Annotated in this window: 14 protein-coding genes; 12 read left to right on the top strand and 2 right to left on the bottom strand. The window is 65.0% G+C overall.

The features are described 5' to 3' along the window. Positions 1-5: 5 nt before the first annotated feature. The 10 genes from nuoG (at position 6) to AC1RHV_RS22375 (ending at position 12876) form a co-directional block, all read left to right on the top strand. The gene (nuoG, locus tag AC1RHV_RS22420) at positions 6-2333 is read left to right on the top strand and encodes an NADH-quinone oxidoreductase subunit NuoG (RefSeq protein ID WP_054450489.1); all 2328 of its coding nucleotides are present in this window, start codon (positions 6-8) and stop codon (positions 2331-2333) included. Continuing rightward, positions 2333-3406 carry an NADH-quinone oxidoreductase subunit NuoH gene (gene nuoH, locus AC1RHV_RS22415; RefSeq protein WP_054450490.1) on the top strand — a complete coding sequence of 358 codons (1074 nt, stop codon included), beginning with the start codon at positions 2333-2335 and terminating at the stop codon, positions 3404-3406. Before nuoG ends, nuoH begins: the two co-directional genes overlap by 1 nt. A 21-nt stretch (positions 3407-3427) precedes the next feature. Beyond that, positions 3428-3916: an NADH-quinone oxidoreductase subunit NuoI gene (gene nuoI / locus AC1RHV_RS22410; RefSeq protein WP_008161196.1), complete on the top strand. Its 489-nt coding sequence runs from the start codon at positions 3428-3430 to the stop codon at positions 3914-3916. Positions 3917-3933: 17 nt separating this feature from the next. After that, a complete protein-coding gene (locus tag AC1RHV_RS22405; protein WP_054450491.1) occupies positions 3934-4584 on the top strand; it encodes an NADH-quinone oxidoreductase subunit J in 651 nt (216 codons plus the stop codon). Continuing rightward, positions 4581-4889, top strand: coding sequence for an NADH-quinone oxidoreductase subunit NuoK (gene nuoK / locus AC1RHV_RS22400; protein ID WP_006217969.1), 309 nt, complete (start codon positions 4581-4583; stop codon positions 4887-4889). The genes AC1RHV_RS22405 and nuoK overlap by 4 nt, the downstream gene beginning before the upstream one ends. Before the next feature lie 17 nt (positions 4890-4906). Next, the gene (gene nuoL / locus AC1RHV_RS22395; protein WP_054450492.1) at positions 4907-6928 is read left to right on the top strand and encodes an NADH-quinone oxidoreductase subunit L; all 2022 of its coding nucleotides are present in this window, start codon (positions 4907-4909) and stop codon (positions 6926-6928) included. Beyond that, positions 6925-8427: an NADH-quinone oxidoreductase subunit M gene (locus AC1RHV_RS22390; protein WP_054450494.1), complete on the top strand. Its 1503-nt coding sequence runs from the start codon at positions 6925-6927 to the stop codon at positions 8425-8427. Before nuoL ends, AC1RHV_RS22390 begins: the two co-directional genes overlap by 4 nt. Positions 8428-8436: 9 nt before the next feature. After that, positions 8437-9921: an NADH-quinone oxidoreductase subunit NuoN gene (gene nuoN, locus AC1RHV_RS22385; protein WP_119449060.1), complete on the top strand. Its 1485-nt coding sequence runs from the start codon at positions 8437-8439 to the stop codon at positions 9919-9921. Between the two features lie 15 nt (positions 9922-9936). Continuing rightward, the gene (locus AC1RHV_RS22380; protein WP_054450498.1) at positions 9937-10266 is read left to right on the top strand and encodes a DUF2818 family protein; all 330 of its coding nucleotides are present in this window, start codon (positions 9937-9939) and stop codon (positions 10264-10266) included. Between the two features lie 333 nt (positions 10267-10599). Continuing rightward, complete coding sequence (locus AC1RHV_RS22375) at positions 10600-12876, top strand: TonB-dependent receptor (protein ID WP_119449061.1); 2277 nt, start codon at positions 10600-10602, stop codon at positions 12874-12876. An 88-nt stretch (positions 12877-12964) separates the two neighbouring features. On the opposite strand, the gene serB is transcribed toward AC1RHV_RS22375, so the two are convergent. Next, positions 12965-13822: a phosphoserine phosphatase SerB gene (gene serB, locus AC1RHV_RS22370; protein ID WP_175213932.1), complete on the bottom strand. Its 858-nt coding sequence runs from the start codon at positions 13820-13822 to the stop codon at positions 12965-12967. A 22-nt stretch (positions 13823-13844) separates the two neighbouring features. Continuing rightward, a complete protein-coding gene (gene mfd / locus AC1RHV_RS22365; RefSeq protein ID WP_175159647.1) occupies positions 13845-17327 on the bottom strand; it encodes a transcription-repair coupling factor in 3483 nt (1160 codons plus the stop codon). A gap of 29 nt (positions 17328-17356) precedes the next feature. On the opposite strand from mfd, the gene ispD reads away from it, so the two are divergent. Further along, positions 17357-18040 (top strand): 2-C-methyl-D-erythritol 4-phosphate cytidylyltransferase, encoded by a 684-nt coding sequence (ispD, locus tag AC1RHV_RS22360; protein WP_054450509.1) that lies wholly within the window; start codon positions 17357-17359, stop codon positions 18038-18040. Beyond that, on the top strand, positions 18037-18525 hold the full coding sequence (gene ispF / locus AC1RHV_RS22355) for a 2-C-methyl-D-erythritol 2,4-cyclodiphosphate synthase (protein ID WP_054450511.1): 489 nt from the start codon (positions 18037-18039) through the stop codon (positions 18523-18525). The genes ispD and ispF overlap by 4 nt, the downstream gene beginning before the upstream one ends. The last annotated feature ends 100 nt before the right edge of the window (positions 18526-18625 follow it).

Raw genomic sequence — 18625 nt, 5'->3', positions numbered from 1 at the left:
CAGCAATGGTTGAACTAACCGTCGACGGCAACAAGGTCGAAGTGCCCGAAGGCAGCATGGTCATGCATGCCGCCCAGAAAGTCGGGCTTTACGTGCCGCATTTCTGCTACCACAAGAAACTGTCCATCGCGGCCAACTGCCGCATGTGCCTGGTTGAAGTGGAAAAGGCGCCCAAGGCGCTGCCCGCCTGCGCCACGCCCGTGACCAACGGCATGGTCGTCCACACCTGCTCTGAGAAGGCTCGCGCCGCTCAGAAGTCGGTGATGGAATTCTTGCTCATCAATCACCCGCTCGACTGCCCGATCTGCGATCAGGGCGGCGAATGCCAGCTGCAGGACCTGGCCGTGGGCTACGGCGGTTCTTCCTCGCGTTACCAGGAAGAAAAGCGCGTGGTCTTCCACAAGGACCTGGGCCCGCTGGTTTCCGCCGAGGAAATGAGCCGCTGCATCCACTGCACCCGCTGTGTGCGCTTCGGCCAGGAAATCGCCGGCGTCATGGAACTGGGCATGCTGGGCCGTGGCGAACACTCCGAGATCACGACCTTCGTCGGCCGCTCGATCGAGTCCGAACTGTCGGGCAACATGATCGACATCTGTCCGGTGGGCGCGCTGACCTCCAAGCCCTTCCGCTACAGCGCGCGCACCTGGGAACTGGCTCGCCGCCGTTCGGTCAGCCCGCACGACAGCCTGGGCGCCAACCTGGTGGTCCAGGTCAAGGGCGACCGCGTCATGCGCGTGGTTCCGTTCGAAGACGAAGCCGTCAACGAGTGCTGGATCAGCGACCGCGACCGCTTCTCGTATGAAGGCCTGAACAGCGAAGACCGCCTGTCGGCCCCGATGATCAAGGGCACCGACGGCAAGTGGCAGGAAGCCTCCTGGAGCGACGCGCTTGCCGCCGTGGCCCAGGGCCTGTCCCGCGTGCGCGACAGCTTCGGCGCCGGCCAGATCGGCGCCCTGGCGTCCGAATACGCCACCACCGAGGAATACGCGCTGCTGGGCCGCCTGGTCCGCGCGCTGGGTTCCGAAAACATCGACTTCCGCCTGCGCCAGACCGATGCCGCCTTCGACGCCGCCCTGACCGGCGCGCCGTGGCTGGGCATGCCCATCGCCGAACTCGACAACCTGGATCGCGTCCTGGTGGTCGGTTCCTTCCTGCGCAAGGATCATCCGCTGATGGCGCAGCGTCTGCGCCAAGCTGCCAAGCGCGGCACGCAGATCCTGATGGTCGACAGCGCTGCCGACGATCCCCTGATGCCCGTGGCTGCCCGTATCACCGTGGCTCCGTCCGAGCTGGCGCGCGCGCTGGCCGAAGTGGCAGTCGCCTTGGCCCAGGCCAAGGAACAGGCCGTGCCGGCCGAGTTCGCCTCGGTCACGCCCGGCGAAAACGCCAAGCTCATCGCTGCCAGCCTGGCTTCCGGCGCCAACACCGCCGTGCTGATGGGCAACCTGGCAGTGGCCAGCGCCCAGGCCTCGACCCTGGCCGCCAACGGCCGCGCCGTGGCTGAGTTGGCCGGCGGCAAGTTCGGTTTCCTGACCTCCGGCGGCAACACCGTCGGCGGTTACCTGGCCGGCGCCATTCCGGGCAAGGGCGGCAAGAACGCAGCCGCCATGCTGGCCGAGCCGCTGAAGGCCTACGTGGTCCTGCACGCCGAGCCGCTGCTGGATGCCGACAACGGCCAGCAAGCCATCGCCGCGCTGCGCGGCGCGCAGTTCGCCGTGGCCCTGACGCCTTACCGTTCGGCCGCCGCCGAATGGGCCGACGTCATGCTGCCGGTGTCGCCGTTCACCGAAACCTCGGGCACCTACGTCAACGCGCAAGGCCTGGCCCAGAGCTTCAAGGGCACGGTCACGCCGTTCGGCCAGACCCGTCCGGGCTGGAAGGTCCTGCGTGTGCTGGGCAACGTCCTGCATCTGGCTGGCTTTGACGACGAGACTTCCGAGTCCGTGCGCGACGCCGTGCTGGCTGGCGGCATCGAAGGCCGCCTGTCCAACGAGATCAAGGCCCCGCTGGGCCTGGGCCAGGCCGCCAGCGGCCTGGAGCGCGTCGCCGACGTGCCGATCTACCGCACCGACGCGATGGTTCGCCGCTCGGAGCCGCTGCAAGCGGCCCCGGCCTCGAAGAAGCCGGCTGCCGCCATGAACGGCCGCACGCTCACCAGCCTGGGCCTGACGGCCGGCGTCAAGGTGCGCGTGTCGAGCGGGCAGGGCGCTGTCGAACTCGAAACCGTGCAGGACGATGCCGTGGCCGACCGCGCCGTGCGCATCTCCGCAGCCTTTGAAAACACCGCAGCCCTGGGTGGCGCATTCGGTCAAATCAGCGTGGAGCGTGCCTGATGGAATGGCTTAATGTTCTTGAGAGCCAGGGTACGGCATTGCTGGGCCCGACGGTCTGGATGGTCCTCTGGACCCTCGTCAAGATTGTGGTCATCGCCGTGCCCATCATTCTGTGCGTGGCGTACCTGACCTACTGGGAACGCAAGATGATCGGCGCCATGCACGTGCGCATGGGTCCGAACCGCGTCGGCTTCAAGGGGCTGCTGCAGCCGTTCGCCGACGTGTTCAAGCTGCTGACCAAGGAAGTGGTGGTTCCGTCGCAGGCCAACAAGGTGCTGTTCATCGTGGCCCCGGTGGTCACGTTGATGCCGGCCCTGGCCGCCTGGGCGGTGGTGCCGTTCGGTCCCGACGTGGTCCTGGCCAACGTCAACGCCGGCCTGCTGTACATCATGGCCATCACGTCCGTGGGCGTGTATGGCGTGATCGTCGCGGGTTGGGCGTCGAACTCCAAATACGCCTTCCTGGGCGCGCTGCGCGCTTCCGCGCAGATGCTGTCCTACGAACTGGCCATCGGCTTCGTGCTGGTGACGGTGCTGCTGGTGTCCGGCAGCCTGAACATGTCCGAGATCGTGCACGTGCAGAACCGCGGCTGGTTTGCCGACAAGGGCCTGACGTTCCTGTCCTGGAACTGGCTGCCGCTCTTGCCGTTGTTCGTGATCTACGTGATTTCGGCCGTGGCCGAAACCAACCGCCACCCGTTCGACGTGGTCGAAGGCGAATCGGAAATCGTGGCCGGCCACATGGTCGAATACTCGGGCATGGCGTTCGCGCTGTTCTTCCTGGGCGAATACGCCAACATGATCCTGCTGTCCTGCATGGCCTCGATCATGTTCCTGGGCGGCTGGGCTTCCCCGATCGACATCGCGCCGCTGACCTGGATTCCGGGTTGGATCTGGCTGGGTCTCAAGACGTTCGTCGTGGTCTCGTTGTTCGTGTGGTTCCGCGCGTCGTTCCCGCGTTACCGCTATGACCAGATCATGCGCTTGGGTTGGAAAATCTTCATCCCGCTGACCGGCGTTTGGCTGGTCGTGGTGGCGATCTGGATGCAGACGCCCTGGAACATTTGGCGCTAAGCCGCCAGGCAGAGGCAGGATATGGAAGCGATCAAGGATTTCTTCGGCAGTCTGATGCTGACCGAATTGCTCAAGGGCATGCGCCTGACGGGCAAGTATTTCTTCAAGCGCAAGGTCACCTTGCGCTACCCCCAGGAAAAGACGCCTGCGTCGCCGCGTTTCCGCGGCCTGCATGCGCTGCGCCGCTACCCCAACGGGGAAGAGCGCTGCATCGCGTGCAAGCTGTGCGAAGCCGTGTGCCCCGCGCTGGCGATCACCATCGAGTCGGACCAGCGCGATGACGGCACCCGCCGCACCACGCGTTACGACATCGACCTGACCAAGTGCATTTTCTGCGGCTTCTGTGAGGAAAGCTGCCCCGTGGACTCCATCGTGGAAACGCACATCCACGAATACCACGGTGAAAAGCGCGGCGACCTGTATTTCACCAAAGACATGCTGCTCGCCGTGGGCGACCGCTACGAAGCCGACATCGCCCGCCGCCGGGCCGAAGACGCTCCCTATCGTTGAAGCCCAGGACCTGATCCATGACTTTTACCACTGTCCTGTTTTACATACTGGCCGCCGTGCTGGTGATCGCGGCGTTCCGCGTGATCACCGCGCGCAGCCCGGTCACCGCCGTCCTGCACCTGATCCTGGCCTTCGTCAACGCGGCCATGCTGTGGATGCTGCTTGGCGCCGAGTTCCTGGCGCTGCTGCTGGTGCTGGTGTACGTGGGCGCCGTGATGGTGCTTTTCCTCTTCGTCGTGATGATGCTGGACATCCGCATGGATGCCCTGCGCCAGGGCATGAAGACCTACCTGCCGCTGGGCCTGGTCATCGGCCTGGTGATGGTGGTCGAAATGGCCTTCGTGCTGGGTTCGACCTGGTACGGCGCGGGCCCGCAAGCCCCGGTTGCCGGCGACTACAACAACGCCCGCGCGCTGGGCGAGGCCATGTACACCCAGTACATCTACGCCATTGAAGTGGGCGCCGCGCTGCTGCTGGTCGGCATGGTCGCCGCCATCGCGCTGACCCTGCGCCGCCGCCGCGACGTGAAGTACAACGACCCGGTGGCCGCCGTCCGCGTGCGCTCGAAGGACCGTTACCGCATGGTGAGCATGCCCGCCCAGAGCGAGCGTGCCCAGGCGCAGAACGGCACCCCGACCGCCGCCGCGCCCCAAGGAGAACAAAAATGACGCTGACGCTGGCCCACTACCTGATCCTCGGGGCGATCCTGTTCGCCATCGGGATCTTCGGCATCTTCCTGAACCGCCGCAACCTGATCATTCTCCTGATGTCCATCGAGCTCGTGCTCCTGGCCGTCAACATGAACTTCGTGGCGTTCTCCAGCTGGTTCGGCGATACCGCCGGCCAGGTGTTCGTGTTCTTCATCCTGACCGTGGCCGCCGCCGAAGCGGCGATCGGCCTGGCCATCCTGGTGCTGCTGTTCCGCAACCTGAACACGATCAACGTTGACGAACTCGATCGCCTGAAGGGCTGACGGGGTATTGGAAGAAAATGTCTAGCTCACCCAATCTCTACTTGCTCATCGCGCTGGCTCCGCTGGCCGGGGCGATTCTCGCGGGCCTCTTCGGCACCGGGTTCCTGGGCCGTCCCATCGGCCGCCGTGCTTCGCACATGATCACCATCCTGGGCGTGCTCATCTCCACCATCGGTTCGGTGGTGGTGCTGAACGACGTGCTCAACGGCCTGCGCTTCGACGGCGCGGTCTACACCTGGAGCCTGATCGGCCAGACCAAGCTGGAAATCGGCTTCCTGATCGATCCCCTGTCGGCCATGATGATGGTCGTGGTGACTTCCGTGTCGCTGATGGTGCACATCTACACCATCGGCTACATGGCGGATGATCCCGGCTACCAGCGCTTCTTCTCGTACATCTCGCTGTTCACGTTCTCCATGCTCATGCTGGTGATGTCGAACAACATGGTGCAGCTGTTCTTCGGCTGGGAAGCGGTGGGCCTGGTGTCGTACCTGCTGATCGGCTTCTGGTACACCCGTCCCACGGCGATCTTCGCCAACATGAAGGCGTTCCTGATCAACCGCGTCGGCGACTTCGGCTTTGTGCTGGGCATCGGCCTGCTGTTCGCTTACGCCGGCACCATGCATTACGGCGAAGTCTTCGCCCAGGCCGACAAGCTGGCCACGCTGACGCTGCCCGGTTCCGACTGGATGCTGCTGACGGTCGCCTGCATCTGCCTGTTCATCGGCGCCATGGGCAAATCGGCCCAGGTTCCGCTGCACGCCTGGCTGCCTGACTCGATGGAAGGCCCGACCCCGATTTCCGCGCTGATCCACGCCGCCACCATGGTGACGGCCGGCATCTTCATGGTCGCGCGTTTCTCGCCGCTGTTCGAACTGTCCGACGTGGCGCTGTCCTTCATCATCGTGATCGGCGCCATCGGCGCGCTGTTCCTGGGCATCCTGGGCATCATCCAGAACGACATCAAGCGCGTGGTCGCGTATTCCACGCTGTCGCAGCTGGGCTACATGACGGTCGCGCTGGGCGCTTCGGCCTACTCGGTCGCGATCTTCCACCTGATGACGCACGCGTTCTTCAAGGCGCTGCTGTTCCTGGGCGCGGGCTCCGTCATCATCGGCATGCACCATGACCAGGATATCCGCAACATGGGCGGCCTGCGCAAGTACATGCCCATCACCTGGATCACCTTCCTGCTGGGCACGCTGGCCCTGGTCGGCACGCCGTTCTTCTCGGGCTTCTACTCGAAGGAACACATCATCGAGGCCGCCGGCGCCGCAAACGTCTGGGGCGCGAACTTCGCGTACTACTCGACCCTGATCGGCGTGTTCGTGACCTCGCTGTACTCGTTCCGCGTGTACTTCCTGGTCTTCCACGGCAAGGAACGTTTCGACACCAGCGACCACGGCCATGGTCATGGCCACGACGATCACGGCCACGACGACCACGGCCATCATGGCGGCAAGCCGCATGAGTCGCCCTGGGTGGTCACGCTGCCGCTGGTGCTGCTGGCGATCCCGTCGGTCATCATCGGCGCCCTGGTGGTCGATCCGATGCTGTTCGGCAAGTTCTTCGACGGCGTCATCAAGGTCCTGCCGCAGCATCCCGCCATGCACGAGCTGCATGAAGAGTGGCACGGCTGGGTGGCCTTCGGCCTGCACGCCTTCCAGACGGTTCCGTTCTGGCTGGTCGTGGCTGGCGCGGTCATCGCCTGGTACTGCTACCTGATCAATCCCAAGGTTCCGGCCAAGATCCAGTCCAGCCTGTCCGGCATCAACAAGGTGCTCGAGAACAAGTACTACGTGGATTGGGTCAACGAGCAGATCATCGCCCGTGGCTTGCGCTGCCTGGGCCGTGGCCTGTGGCAGACCGGTGACCGCGGCATCATCGACGGCCTGCTGATCAACGGCAGCGCCCGTGTGGTGGGCTGGGTGGCAGCGGTCAGCCGTCACCTGCAGTCCGGCTTCATCTATCACTACGCGTTCGCGATGATCATCGGCATCATGGCGCTGGTGACTTTCTTTGTGCTGATTCCCCAATGATGGCAAGCGAGATGGCATCCAACACTTTCCCCTGGCTCACGCTTGCGATCTTTGTCCCGATCGTATTCGGCCTGCTGGTGCTGGCGGTGGGCCGTGACGACCGTCCCGGCCTGACGCGCGGCCTGTCGCTCGTCGGCTCAATCGCCGGTTTCCTCGTCACGATCCCGCTGTACACCGGTTTCGACTCCACCACGGCCAAGATGCAGTTCGTGGAGAAGACCTCCTGGATCGAGGCCTTCAACGTCAATTACCACCTGGGCATCGACGGCATCTCGATGTGGTTCGTGCTCCTGACCGCCTTCATCACCATCATCGTGGTGCTGGCCGGCTGGGAAGTCATCACCAGCCGCGTGTCCCAGTACATGGCCGCCTTCCTGATCCTGTCGGGTCTGATGGTGGGCGTGTTCTGCGCGCTGGACGGCATGCTGTTCTACGTGTTCTTCGAAGCCACGCTGATCCCGATGTACATCATCATCGGCGTCTGGGGCGGCCCGAACCGCGTGTACGCGGCGTTCAAGTTCTTCCTGTACACGCTGATGGGCTCGCTGCTGACGCTGGTCGCCTTCGTGTACCTGTGGAACGTGTCGGGCGGCTCGTTCGACATCCTGACCTGGCAGCAGACCAAGCTGGGCTACACCCCGCAGATCCTGATCTTCGTGGCCCTGTTGGCGGCCTTTGCCGTCAAGGTGCCGATGTGGCCGGTCCACACGTGGTTGCCCGACGCTCACGTCGAAGCTCCCACCGGCGGCTCCATCGTGCTGGCCGCGATCATGCTGAAGTTGGGCGCCTACGGTTTCCTGCGCTTCTCGCTGCCGATCGCTCCCGACGCCTCGCACAGCCTGGCCGGCCTGATGATCACGCTGTCGCTGGTCGCCGTGATCTACATCGGCCTGGTCGCGATCGTCCAGGATGACATGAAGAAGCTGGTGGCCTATTCGTCCGTCGCCCACATGGGTTTCGTGACGCTGGGTTTCTTTATCTTCAACACGGCCGGCGTCGAAGGCGCCATCGTGCAGATGATCTCGCACGGCTTCGTGTCGGGCGCCATGTTCATGTGTATCGGCGTGCTCTATGACCGCATGCACTCGCGCCGCATCGCCGACTACGGCGGCGTGGTCAACGTCATGCCGCGTTTCGCCACCTTCTTCATCCTGTTCTCGATGGCCAACAGCGGCCTGCCGGCCACCAGCGGTTTCGTTGGCGAGTTCATGGTGATCATGGGCGCGGTCGAGCACAACTTCTGGATCGGCCTGCTGGCGGCGACCGCCCTGATTCTGGGCGCTTCGTATTCGCTGTGGATGGTCAAGCGTGTGGTCCTGGGCGACGTCGCCAACGACCACGTGCGCGAGCTGACCGATATCAACCGCCGCGAGTTTGTGATTCTTGGCGTGATGGCGATCGCCGTGTTGTACATGGGGATCTATCCCAAGCCCTTCACCGACGTGATGCACGTTTCGGTGGAGGCCCTGCTGCAACACGTTGCCGTCTCGAAACTGTAAGACAAGACAATGATGCAATCCCAAATCGATTTCGCCCTGGCGACACCGGAAATCCTCCTGCTGGTTTTCGGCCTGGCTATCCTGCTCGTCGACGCGGTCAGCAATCACCCCGAGCGCAAGCCGACGTTTCTGCTGACCATGCTTGCATTGGGCGTGCTGACCGTCGTGTCGGCCCTGCAATGGAAGAACGGCGTTGTTGGTTCGACCTTCAACGGCCTGTACGTTACCGACGAACTGTCGCATCTGCTCAAGATCGCGTCCTACATCGCCGTGGCCGCGACCCTGGTCTATGGCCGCGTCTACGCGCAATTGCGCGACATGATGCGCGGCGGCGAACTCTACGTCCTGACGCTGTTCGCCCTGCTGGGCCAGATGGTCATGATCTCCTCCGGGAATCTGATCTCCATCTACCTGGGCCTGGAGCTGATGTCGCTGGCGCTGTACGCGCTGATCGCGCTGCGCCGCGACAACGTCGTCGCCACCGAAGCCGCCATGAAGTACTTCGTGCTGGGCGCGCTGGCCTCGGGCTTCCTGCTGTACGGCATGTCCATGATCTACGGCGCAACCGGCCACCTGGATCTGGCCGAAGTGTCCAAGGTCATCGCCGCGGGCAAGGCCGAGAAGCTGGCCCTGGTGTTCGGCATCGTGTTCCTGGTGTCGGGCCTGGCGTTCAAGCTCGGCGCCGTGCCGTTCCACATGTGGGTTCCGGACGTCTACCAAGGTTCGCCCACCGCCGTCACCCTGATCCTGGGCGGCGCGCCCAAGCTGGCTGCATTCGCCATCACGCTGCGCCTGCTGGTCGATGGCCTGCACGGCCTGGCCGCCGACTGGCAGCCGATGCTGATGATCCTGGCGGTGCTGTCGCTGGCCATCGGTAACCTGACGGCCATCGCGCAGACCAACTTCAAGCGCATGCTGGCCTACTCGACCATCTCGCACATGGGCTTCGTGCTGCTGGGCCTGATGTCCGGTTCGGTCGCGGGCAAGCCGGAACTGTCGTCGGCCGCCTACGGCGCCTCGCTGTTCTACATGCTGACCTACGTGCTGACCACGCTGGCGAGCTTCGGCATCGTGCTGCTGCTGTCGCGCCAAGGTTTCGAGTGCGAACACATCGACGACCTGAAGGGCCTGAACCGCCGCAGCCCCTGGCATGCCGCCATCGTGCTGCTGCTGATGTTCTCGCTGGCCGGCATTCCGCCGCTGGTGGGCTTCTACGCCAAGCTGGCCGTGCTGCAGGCGCTGGTCAGCGCCGGCCACGTGACGCTGGCCGTGATCGCGGTGCTGTTCTCGCTGATCGGCGCGTTCTACTACCTGCGCGTGGTCAAGGTCGTTTACTTCGACGAGCCGGCCGCCGATGCCGCGCCGATGGTCGCCACCTGCGGCCAGCGCGGCGTGCTGTCGGTCAACGGCGCACTGATCCTGATCCTGGGCATCCTGCCGGGCGGCCTGATGGCCCTGTGCGTGCAGGCCATCCGCAGCTCGCTCAGCCTGTAAGCGGAAAACGGGGCCATGAACCAGACTCTGGCGGTATGGCTGCTGATCGCGCTGGCCCTGGTCAGCGCGAATCTCCCGTTCCTGACGGAGCGGGTTTTCGCCGTCATGCCCTGGAAGCAGGGCGGAGTGGCGGCAGTCAAGCCGTTCTGGATGCGCCTGATCGAAGTGCTGGTGTTCTATGCCATCGTCGGCGCGCTCGGTTTCGCGTTCGAATCCACGCTGGGCAACCGGTTTTCCCAGACCTGGGAGTTCTACGCGATCACCCTGAGCCTGTATCTGGTGCTGGCTTATCCGGGGTTCGTGTACCGTTATCTGTTCAAACGGCACCCGCGCCTGCGCACCTGAAGGCAGCTTGGTTCGTGCATGAAAAACGCCCCGCGGGGCGTTTTTTTTTGCGCAATGAGGGAATGTCCTCTCTTATGCGCTTTGGCTTCCCAGAGGCCCTTCCGGGCGTCTCCATCGGCATTCCGTAGCGTGAGAGCCTGTGGGGGCGCGAGGCTGAACCCACTAGCCGCACCGCGCGAAAGTTCGGTATTGACCCTATAAGTATTTAGTGTTGTTTTTTTTCATTTTATGTGAGCGTAAAGCTATTTTTCAGGTTCCGTTCAGCCCTCGAGTTCACAATCGCAACCGGTAAAAAAACAAGAATCGTTGCTATTTACATTCGGAGAAGCTGGTTTGAAGCCCCAAGATACGTATTCGCTGAATACGCTCACTACCTCCCTGGCCGCCGCGATAGCGGCCCCCGCGTTGTTCATCAGCCCGTACGCCGCCGCCCAATCCGCGGATTCGGGCGTGACGCAACTTGCGCCCGTGCGCGTGGAGGGTGAGGGGTCGTCGTACCAGACCTCCACGGCGCAGTCGCCGAAGTTCACGGCGCCTCTGCTGGACACCCCGCGCACGGTGCAGGTCGTGCCGAAGCAGGTGATCCAGGACCAGGCCGCGTCCACGCTGCAGGACGTCCTGCGCAACTCGCCCGGCATCACGTTTGGCGCAGGCGAAGGCGGCCGCCCGGGCGGCGACCTGCCCATCATCCGTGGCCAGAACTCCGCCGGCAGCATCTTCCTGGACGGCATCCGCGATTCCAGCACGCAGGTGCGCGACACCTTCAACCTGGAACAGGTCGAAGTCATCAAGGGGCCGGACTCGGTCTACTCCGGCCGCGGCGGCGCGGGCGGCAGCATCAACATGGTCAGCAAGACGCCCAAGGCCACCGACTTCACGGAAGCCACGGCGCAGATCGGCACGGACAACAACTACCGCGCGACGATCGACAGCAACTGGCGCCTGGCCGACAAGGCCGCGTTCCGCTTGAACGTCATGGGCAACAAGGGCGATGCGCCGGGTCGCGACGACGCGGTGGACTTCGAGCGCTGGGGCGTGGCGCCCTCGCTGACCTTGGGCGTGGGCACGCCGACCCGCATCACGCTGAGCTACTACCACTACCAAGACGACAGCATGCCGGATTACTCCATCCCGTATGACCCGAAAACGGGTCAGCCGGTGACGGAGACCATGGGCGTGAGCCGCAAGAGCTTCTATGGCCTGAAGGGCCGCGATTTCATGAAGACCCGCGACGACGTTGCGACGGTGGACTTCCAGCACGACTTCTCCGACAAGCTGCAGCTGCGCAACGTGACACGCTACGGCCGCGGCACGACCGACTTTGCTGCGACCAACCCCGACGACAGCAAGGGCAACATTCCGAATGGCCTGGTGTACCGGGCGCTCAAGTCGGGCTATTACGTCACCAAGAGCTTCGCCAACCAGACCAACCTGACGGGCGAGTTCGATACCGGCAGCCTGAAGCACTCGTTCGACCTGGGCTTCGAGTACAGCAATATCAAGCAAGACAAGGACGGCTACACCGAGTCGGGCGTTCCCGCCGGCACCAGCGGTTGCGTGACTGGCACGGCCAATGGCAAGAACACCTACGCCAACCCGGCGCTGTGCGCTTCGCTGTGGGATCCGGACCCGGGTACTTACTACCCTGGCCATCTGCAGCGCAACAACAATCCCGCGCGCTACAACACGGATACGGTCGCGCTCTACGGCTTCGACACGATCAAGTTCAACGAACAATGGCAGGCCAGCCTGGGCTTGCGCTGGGACAACTACCGCACCAGCGGCAGCAACATCGCCAAGGGCCGGAACGACCCGGCAAGCACCCCGGCGTTCTACAGCACCAGCCGCGAGGACAATCTCTTCAACTACCAGGTTGGCTTGGCCTACAAGCCGGCGCCCAACGGCACCATCTACGCGACGTATGGCACTTCGTCCACGCCGTCGGCCATCGCCTCCAGCGCGATCAGCGACGCCGTGTCGGTCTCGAACCAGTCGCTCGAGCCTGAGAAGAGCCGTACGGTGGAACTCGGCACGAAGTGGCAGGTGTTCGATGACCGCCTGACGCTGTCGGCGGCGGCCTTCCAGGACATCCGCAAGAACACCAGCGTGGCCGTTTCGGCCACCGAGACCGCACAGGTCGGCGAAGCCAAGGTGCGCGGCATCGAACTGGGCTTCTCGGGCAGCATCACGCCCAAGTGGAACGTGTTCGGCGGCTACACCTTCATGGACAGCGAAATGACCAAGGGCGCCTACAACAGCGGCGCCGTGGGCCAGGACCTGCCCAATACCCCGCGCAATGCCTTCAGCCTGTGGACCACCTACAAGGTGTTGCCCAAGCTGACGGTCGGCGGCGGCGCCTACTACGTGGACAAGGTGTACGGCAATTCGGACGCGACCAAGAACGCCGACGGCTCGCCCAAGGCGCGCTGGGTGCCTTCCTACTGGCGCTTCGACGCCATGGCCGCGTATGAATTCAACGACCACATGTCGGCGCAGTTGAACGTGCTGAATATTTTCGACGAAACGTACTACACCAAGGCCTATGCGGCGCACTATGCGGCGCTGGGTACTGGCCGGGCTGCGCTGCTTTCGCTGCGCGTGCGGTACTGATACGCCGCTGCAATGAAAAAGCCACCGCGAGGTGGCTTTTTTCATGCTTGGCCGCCGGCTGCGAGCACAGGCGCCGGGCGTGGCGCGATCAGCTCTCGAACCAGTTCAGCACCCCGTCCAGCCCCGACACATTCAGCGCATAACGCGTCTGCTGACGCACCAGCGGCTTGGCGTGGTACGCGACGGGGAAGCCGGCGATGCCCAGCATCTTCAGATCATTGGCGCCGTCGCCCATGGCGATGATCTGCTCCTGGGAGGCGCCGTGCTGGCGGGCGAACTCGCGCAGGTGGGCTTCCTTGGCGTCGGCATCGAGGATGTCGCCCAAGACCTTGCCGGTCAGCACGCCATTGGCGATTTCCAGGGTGTTGGCGTGCGCGCTGTCGAGGTTCAGGCGCTGGCGCAGGCGTTCGGTGAAGAAAGTGAAACCGCCAGAGACCAGCAGCACCTTGATGCCGGCCGCCTGGGCCGTGGTGATCAGGCGTTCGGCGCCGGGGTTCAGACGCAGCTTGTCCGCATAGACCTGTTCCAGCGCATCGGCCGGCACGCCTTCGAGCAGGGCGACGCGGCGGCGCAGGCTTTCGGAAAAGTCCTTGATCTCGCCGCGCATCGCGGCCTCGGTGATTTCGGAGACCTTGTCCTTCAGGCCCGCCACGCCGGCGATCTCGTCGATGCACTCGATGTTGATCAGCGTGGAGTCCATGTCCATGGCCAGCACCTTGCACCCGGACAGCTTCAGGCCTGCGGGCAGGAAGGCGGTGTCGACGCCATGGCGTTCTGCCCAGCCCACGACGTCGGCGCGGGTCGAGTCGTCGTGCTGCACGTCGAGCAGGCGGGCGGCAGTGGCGCTGATGCGCGCGACGCCTTGCGCCTGGGCCAGGGCCGCCAACTGTTCAGCATGTTCCACGGTCAGGCCGGGGGATTGGACGACAAGGTGATGGGTGGTCATAGAAATCAGTGTGGTTTGACGGTTACTTCAAGGCGCGCAGCACGGCGCGCACGGCATCGGCGCGGGCAGGAATCTGCGCGGCCTTGATCTCAACCCGCAATTTATCCTGTCCCGCCAGTTTGATGTGGCGCTGGCGTTGCACCAGTTCGATGATCTTGCCGGGATCGACCGAGGTCTTGGGGCCGAACTGCAGCAGCGCCTGGGTTTCGCTGGCGTCGATCTTGACGATGCCCAGGGGCTGGGCCGCCAGGCGCAGGCGGTGCGTGGCGAGCAGCGTCTGCGCGGCCTCGGGCAGCTTGCCGAAACGGTCGATCAGTTCTTCCTGGATGTGGATCAGATCGTCTTCGTCCGCAGCGTGCGCCAGGCGCTTGTAGATGCCCAGGCGGGCATGGACGTCGGCGCAATAGTCGGACGGCAGCAGCGCCGGGGCGTGCAGATTGACTTCGCAGGCCAGGTTGAAGGGCGCGTCCAGGTCGGGCTCTTCACCGGCGCGCAGCGCGCGCACCGCTTCGTTGAGCATCTCGTTGTACATCGAGAAACCCACTTCCTGGATGTTGCCGGACTGCGAATCGCCCAGCACTTCGCCCGTGCCGCGGATCTCCAGATCGTGCATGGCCAGGTAGAAGCCCGAGCCCAGCTCTTCCATGGCCTGGATGGCTTCCAGGCGCTTCTTGGCGTTGTTGGTGATGGCGTCTTCGCCGGGCGTCAGCAGGTAGGCGTAGGCCTGGTGATGCGAGCGCCCGACGCGGCCGCGCAGCTGGTGCAACTGGGCCAGCCCGAAGCGGTCGGCCCGGTGGATCACGATGGTGTTGGCGCTGGGCACGTCGATGCCGGTTTCGATGATGGTGGTGCACAACAGCACGTTGTAACGCTGCTGGTAGAAGCCCTTCATCACCTGTTCCAGCTCGCGCTCGGGCATCTGGCCGTGGGCCACGGCGATGCGGGCTTCGGGCACCAGTTCTTCCAGGCGGGCGCGGCGGTTGTGGATGGTCTCGACTTCGTTGTGCAGGAAGTAGCACTGGCCGCCGCGCTTGAGTTCGCGCAAGAGCGCTTCGCGCAGGGTGCTGCCGTCCTCGCGCCGCACGAAGGTCTTGATGGCCAGGCGCTTTTGCGGCGCGGTGGCGATGACGGAGAAGTCGCGTATGCCTTCCAGCGACATGCCCAGCGTGCGCGGAATGGGCGTGGCGGTCAGCGTCAGCACGTCGACCTCGGCGCGCAGCGCCTTCAAAGCTTCCTTCTGGCGCACGCCGAAGCGGTGCTCTTCGTCGATGATGACCAGGCCAAGGCGCTTGAACTTCACGTCCTTGGACAGGATCTTGTGGGTGCCGATGACGATGTCCACGCGGCCGTCGTTGATGCCTTCGATGGCGGCGGAGACTTCCTTGGCCGAACGGAAGCGCGACAGCTCCACGACCTTCACAGGCCAGTCGGCGAAGCGGTCGGAGAAGGTCTGTGCATGCTGTTCGGCCAGCAGCGTGGTGGGGCAGAGCAGGGCGACCTGCTTGCCATTGGCCACGGCCAGGAAGGCGGCGCGCAGCGCGACCTCGGTCTTGCCGAAGCCCACGTCGCCGCAGACCAGGCGGTCCATGGGGCGGCCGGAGGTCATGTCAGCGATGACGGCTTCGATGGCGGCGGCCTGGTCGGCCGTTTCCTCGAAGCCGAAGCCCTCGGCGAACGCCTGGTAGTCGTTGAGCGGCAGGTTGAAGGCGTAGCCTTCGCGTGCGGCGCGCTGGGCGTACAGGGCCAGCAGTTCGGCGGCAGTGTCGCGGACCTGCCGGGCGGCCTTGCGGCGCGCCTTGTCCCATTGGCCGGAGCCCAATTGATGCAACGGCGCGGCCTCCGGATCGGCGCCGCTGTAGCGGGCGATCACGTGCAGCTGCGACACCGGCACGTAAAGCGTGCTGCCGTTGGCGTATTCCAGATGGAGGAACTCCATCCCGCCTTCGCCCATGTCCATGTTGACCAGGCCGTGGTAGCGGCCGATGCCATGCTGCGCATGGACCACTGGGTCGCCCGCGCGCAGCTCGGACAGGTCGCGCACCATGGCTTCGACGTTGCTGGCGCGTTCCTGGTCGCGCTTGCCGCGGCGGCCGGTGGTGGCAAGGCCCGGGTACAGGTCGTTTTCGGTGAGGAAGGCCAGATTGGCCTGGGGCAGCCCGAAGCCTGTGGACAGCGGTGCGGCGACGATGCCGAAATGGGCGTCCGAAGCGAGGAAGGCTTCGATGGTGTCGGGCTGCGCGTCAGGCGTGACGCCGAACTCGTTGAGCATCTGCACCAGGGTCTCGCGCCGGCCGGCGGAGTCGGCGCACAGCAGCACGCGCGTCTGGCCGGCCTGCACCAGCGCGCGCAGCTTGGCGATGGGATCTTCAGAACGCCGCGCCACGCTCACGTCGGGCGCCGCCCGGAAGTCCGGATGCGGCTGGCCGGCAGTCAGCGACAGCCGGCGGAAATCCTTCAGCCGTGCGTAGAGCGTCTCGTTGTCCAGGAACAGTTCGGAGGGCGGCAGCACCGGCCGTTCGCGGTCGCTCTTTAGGAAGCCGTAGCGGCTGGAGGTGTCCTGGTTGAAGCGCTGGATGGCGTCGTCGATGTCGCCCACGGTGACGGTGACCGTGCCTTCCGTCAGGTAGTCGAATAGCGTCGCCGTTTCCTCGAAGAAGAGCGGCAGGTAGTACTCGACGCCAGCGAACGGAATGCCGTTGCCGATGTCCTTGTAGGGCAGCGCGCGCGAGGGGTCGCCCTCGAAGACTTCACGGAAGCGCGCCCGGAAGCGGTTGCGCGCGTCTTCGTCCATAGGGAATTCGCGGCCGGGCAGCAGCTGCACTTCACGCACCGGGTACAGGCTGCGTTGCGTGTCCACGTCGAAGCTGCGGATGGTCTCGATCTCGTCGTCGAACAGGTCCAGGCGGTAGGGCACCACCGAGCCCATCGGGAACAGGTCGATCAGGCCGCCGCGCAGGCAGAATTCGCCGGGCGCCGTTACCTGGGTGACGTGGTTGTAGTTGGCCAGGGTCAGCTGGGCGCGCAGCGCGGCTTCGTTGAGCTTGTCCTTCTGCTTGAAGGAAAAGGTGTAGGCCGCCAGGAAAGAGGGCGGCGCCAGCCGGTACAACGCCGTGGTGACCGGCACCGTCAGCACGTCCACCGACTTGGTCATCAGCGAGTGCAGCGTGTGCAGGCGTTCCGAAATCAGGTCCTGGTGCGGCGAGAAGGCGTCGTAGGGCAGCGTTTCCCAGTCGGGCAGCTGGCGCACACGCAGGTCCGGAGCGAACAGCTGGATTTCCTCGGCCAGGCGCTGGGCCTCGACCGGCTCGGCGGTCAGGATGACCAGCGGCGCCGAGGCCTGCCGCGCCAGGTCCGCCAGCAGCCAGGCGTCGCCGGACCCTGGGGGGCGCGGCTGCGCATAGCGCGCGCCGGCCTTCAGCGCGGACAGGGTGGGGGCCGTAGCGGGGACGGGAGGCGCGAAGGTGGCGGGGGCAGAGGGGGCTGGCATCAGGCTGGGAGCAGGCATCAAGCGGAAGATTATAAAATCACCGCACCATGTCTGCCTCCCTCATTGCAATCGTGCCCGCTGCGGGCGTAGGGGCCCGCGCCAGCCGCCCCGGGCATGAAACCGTGCCCAAGCAATACCGTCCGCTGTCCGGACAGCCCATGCTGCGCCATGCGGTATGCGCGCTGCTGGCCGATGAACGCATCTCGCAGGTGCGGGTGGCCGTGACGCCCGGAGACGGCTGGGTCGATGCCGCGCTGGCCGGCCTGCCGCGCACGGTGTGGCGCGCCTGCGGCGGCGCGACCCGCGCGGATACCGTGGCGGGTGCGCTGGCCGACAGCGGCGTGGCCGACGATACCTGGGTGCTGGTGCATGACGCCGCGCGCCCCGGGCTGCCGGCAACGGCGCTGGGCCGCCTGATCGACGCCTGCCTGGCGGATCCCGTGGGCGGCCTGTTGGCGCTGCCCGTGGCCGACACCGTCAAGGCCGGTCACGAGCGTGTGGAGCGCACGCTGGACCGCAATGGCCTGTGGCTGGCGCAGACCCCGCAGATGTTCCGGGCCGGCGTGCTGCGCGATGCGCTGACGGCGGCCTCGGTGAGCGGCGCGGCCGTCACCGACGAGGCCTCGGCCATCGAGGCGGCGGGCTATGCGCCGCTGCTGGTGCCCGGCGCCATGCGCAATTTCAAGGTGACGTGGCCGGACGATTTTGAACTGATGGAAAAATGGCTATGAGTATTCCTTTTCGCGTCGGCCAGGGTTTCGACGTGCACGCGCTGGTCGAGGGCCGCCCGCTGATCATCGGCGGCGTCACGATTCCCCACACGCATGGCTTGCTGGGGCATTCGGACGCAGACGTGCTGCTGCACGCAATTACCGACGCGCTGCTGGGCGCCGCCGGCCTGGGCGACATCGGCCGCCACTTTCCGGATACCGACCCGGCCTTCAAGGGCGCCGACAGCCGCGTGCTGCTGCGCGAGGCCATGGCGCGCGTGCGCGCCGCGGGCTGGACGCCGGTGAACATCGATGCCACGCTGCACGCGCAGGCGCCCAAGATCGGTCCGCACGCGCCGGCCATGGTGAAGAACATCGCCGCGGATACCGGGCTGGCCGAGACCGAGGTCAACATCAAGGCCAAGACCAACGAAGGCCTGGGGTACCTGGGCCGCAAGGAAGGCATCGCGGCGACGGTGGTGGCGCTATTGGGGCGGATTTCCTAGCCCGCCGCGGGGCCCGCGGGCAAGGGGCTTTCGCATATCCTCCGCAATTCATTTGGTTTTGATACATCTTTAACAAATGAATAAGCGGGTCGGATTGATC

This window comes from Achromobacter sp. GW823-FHT04E03 (genome assembly GCF_058796095.1).
The sequence above is the reverse complement of the archived record's forward strand: the minus strand, read 5'-3'. Positions and strand labels throughout refer to the sequence as shown.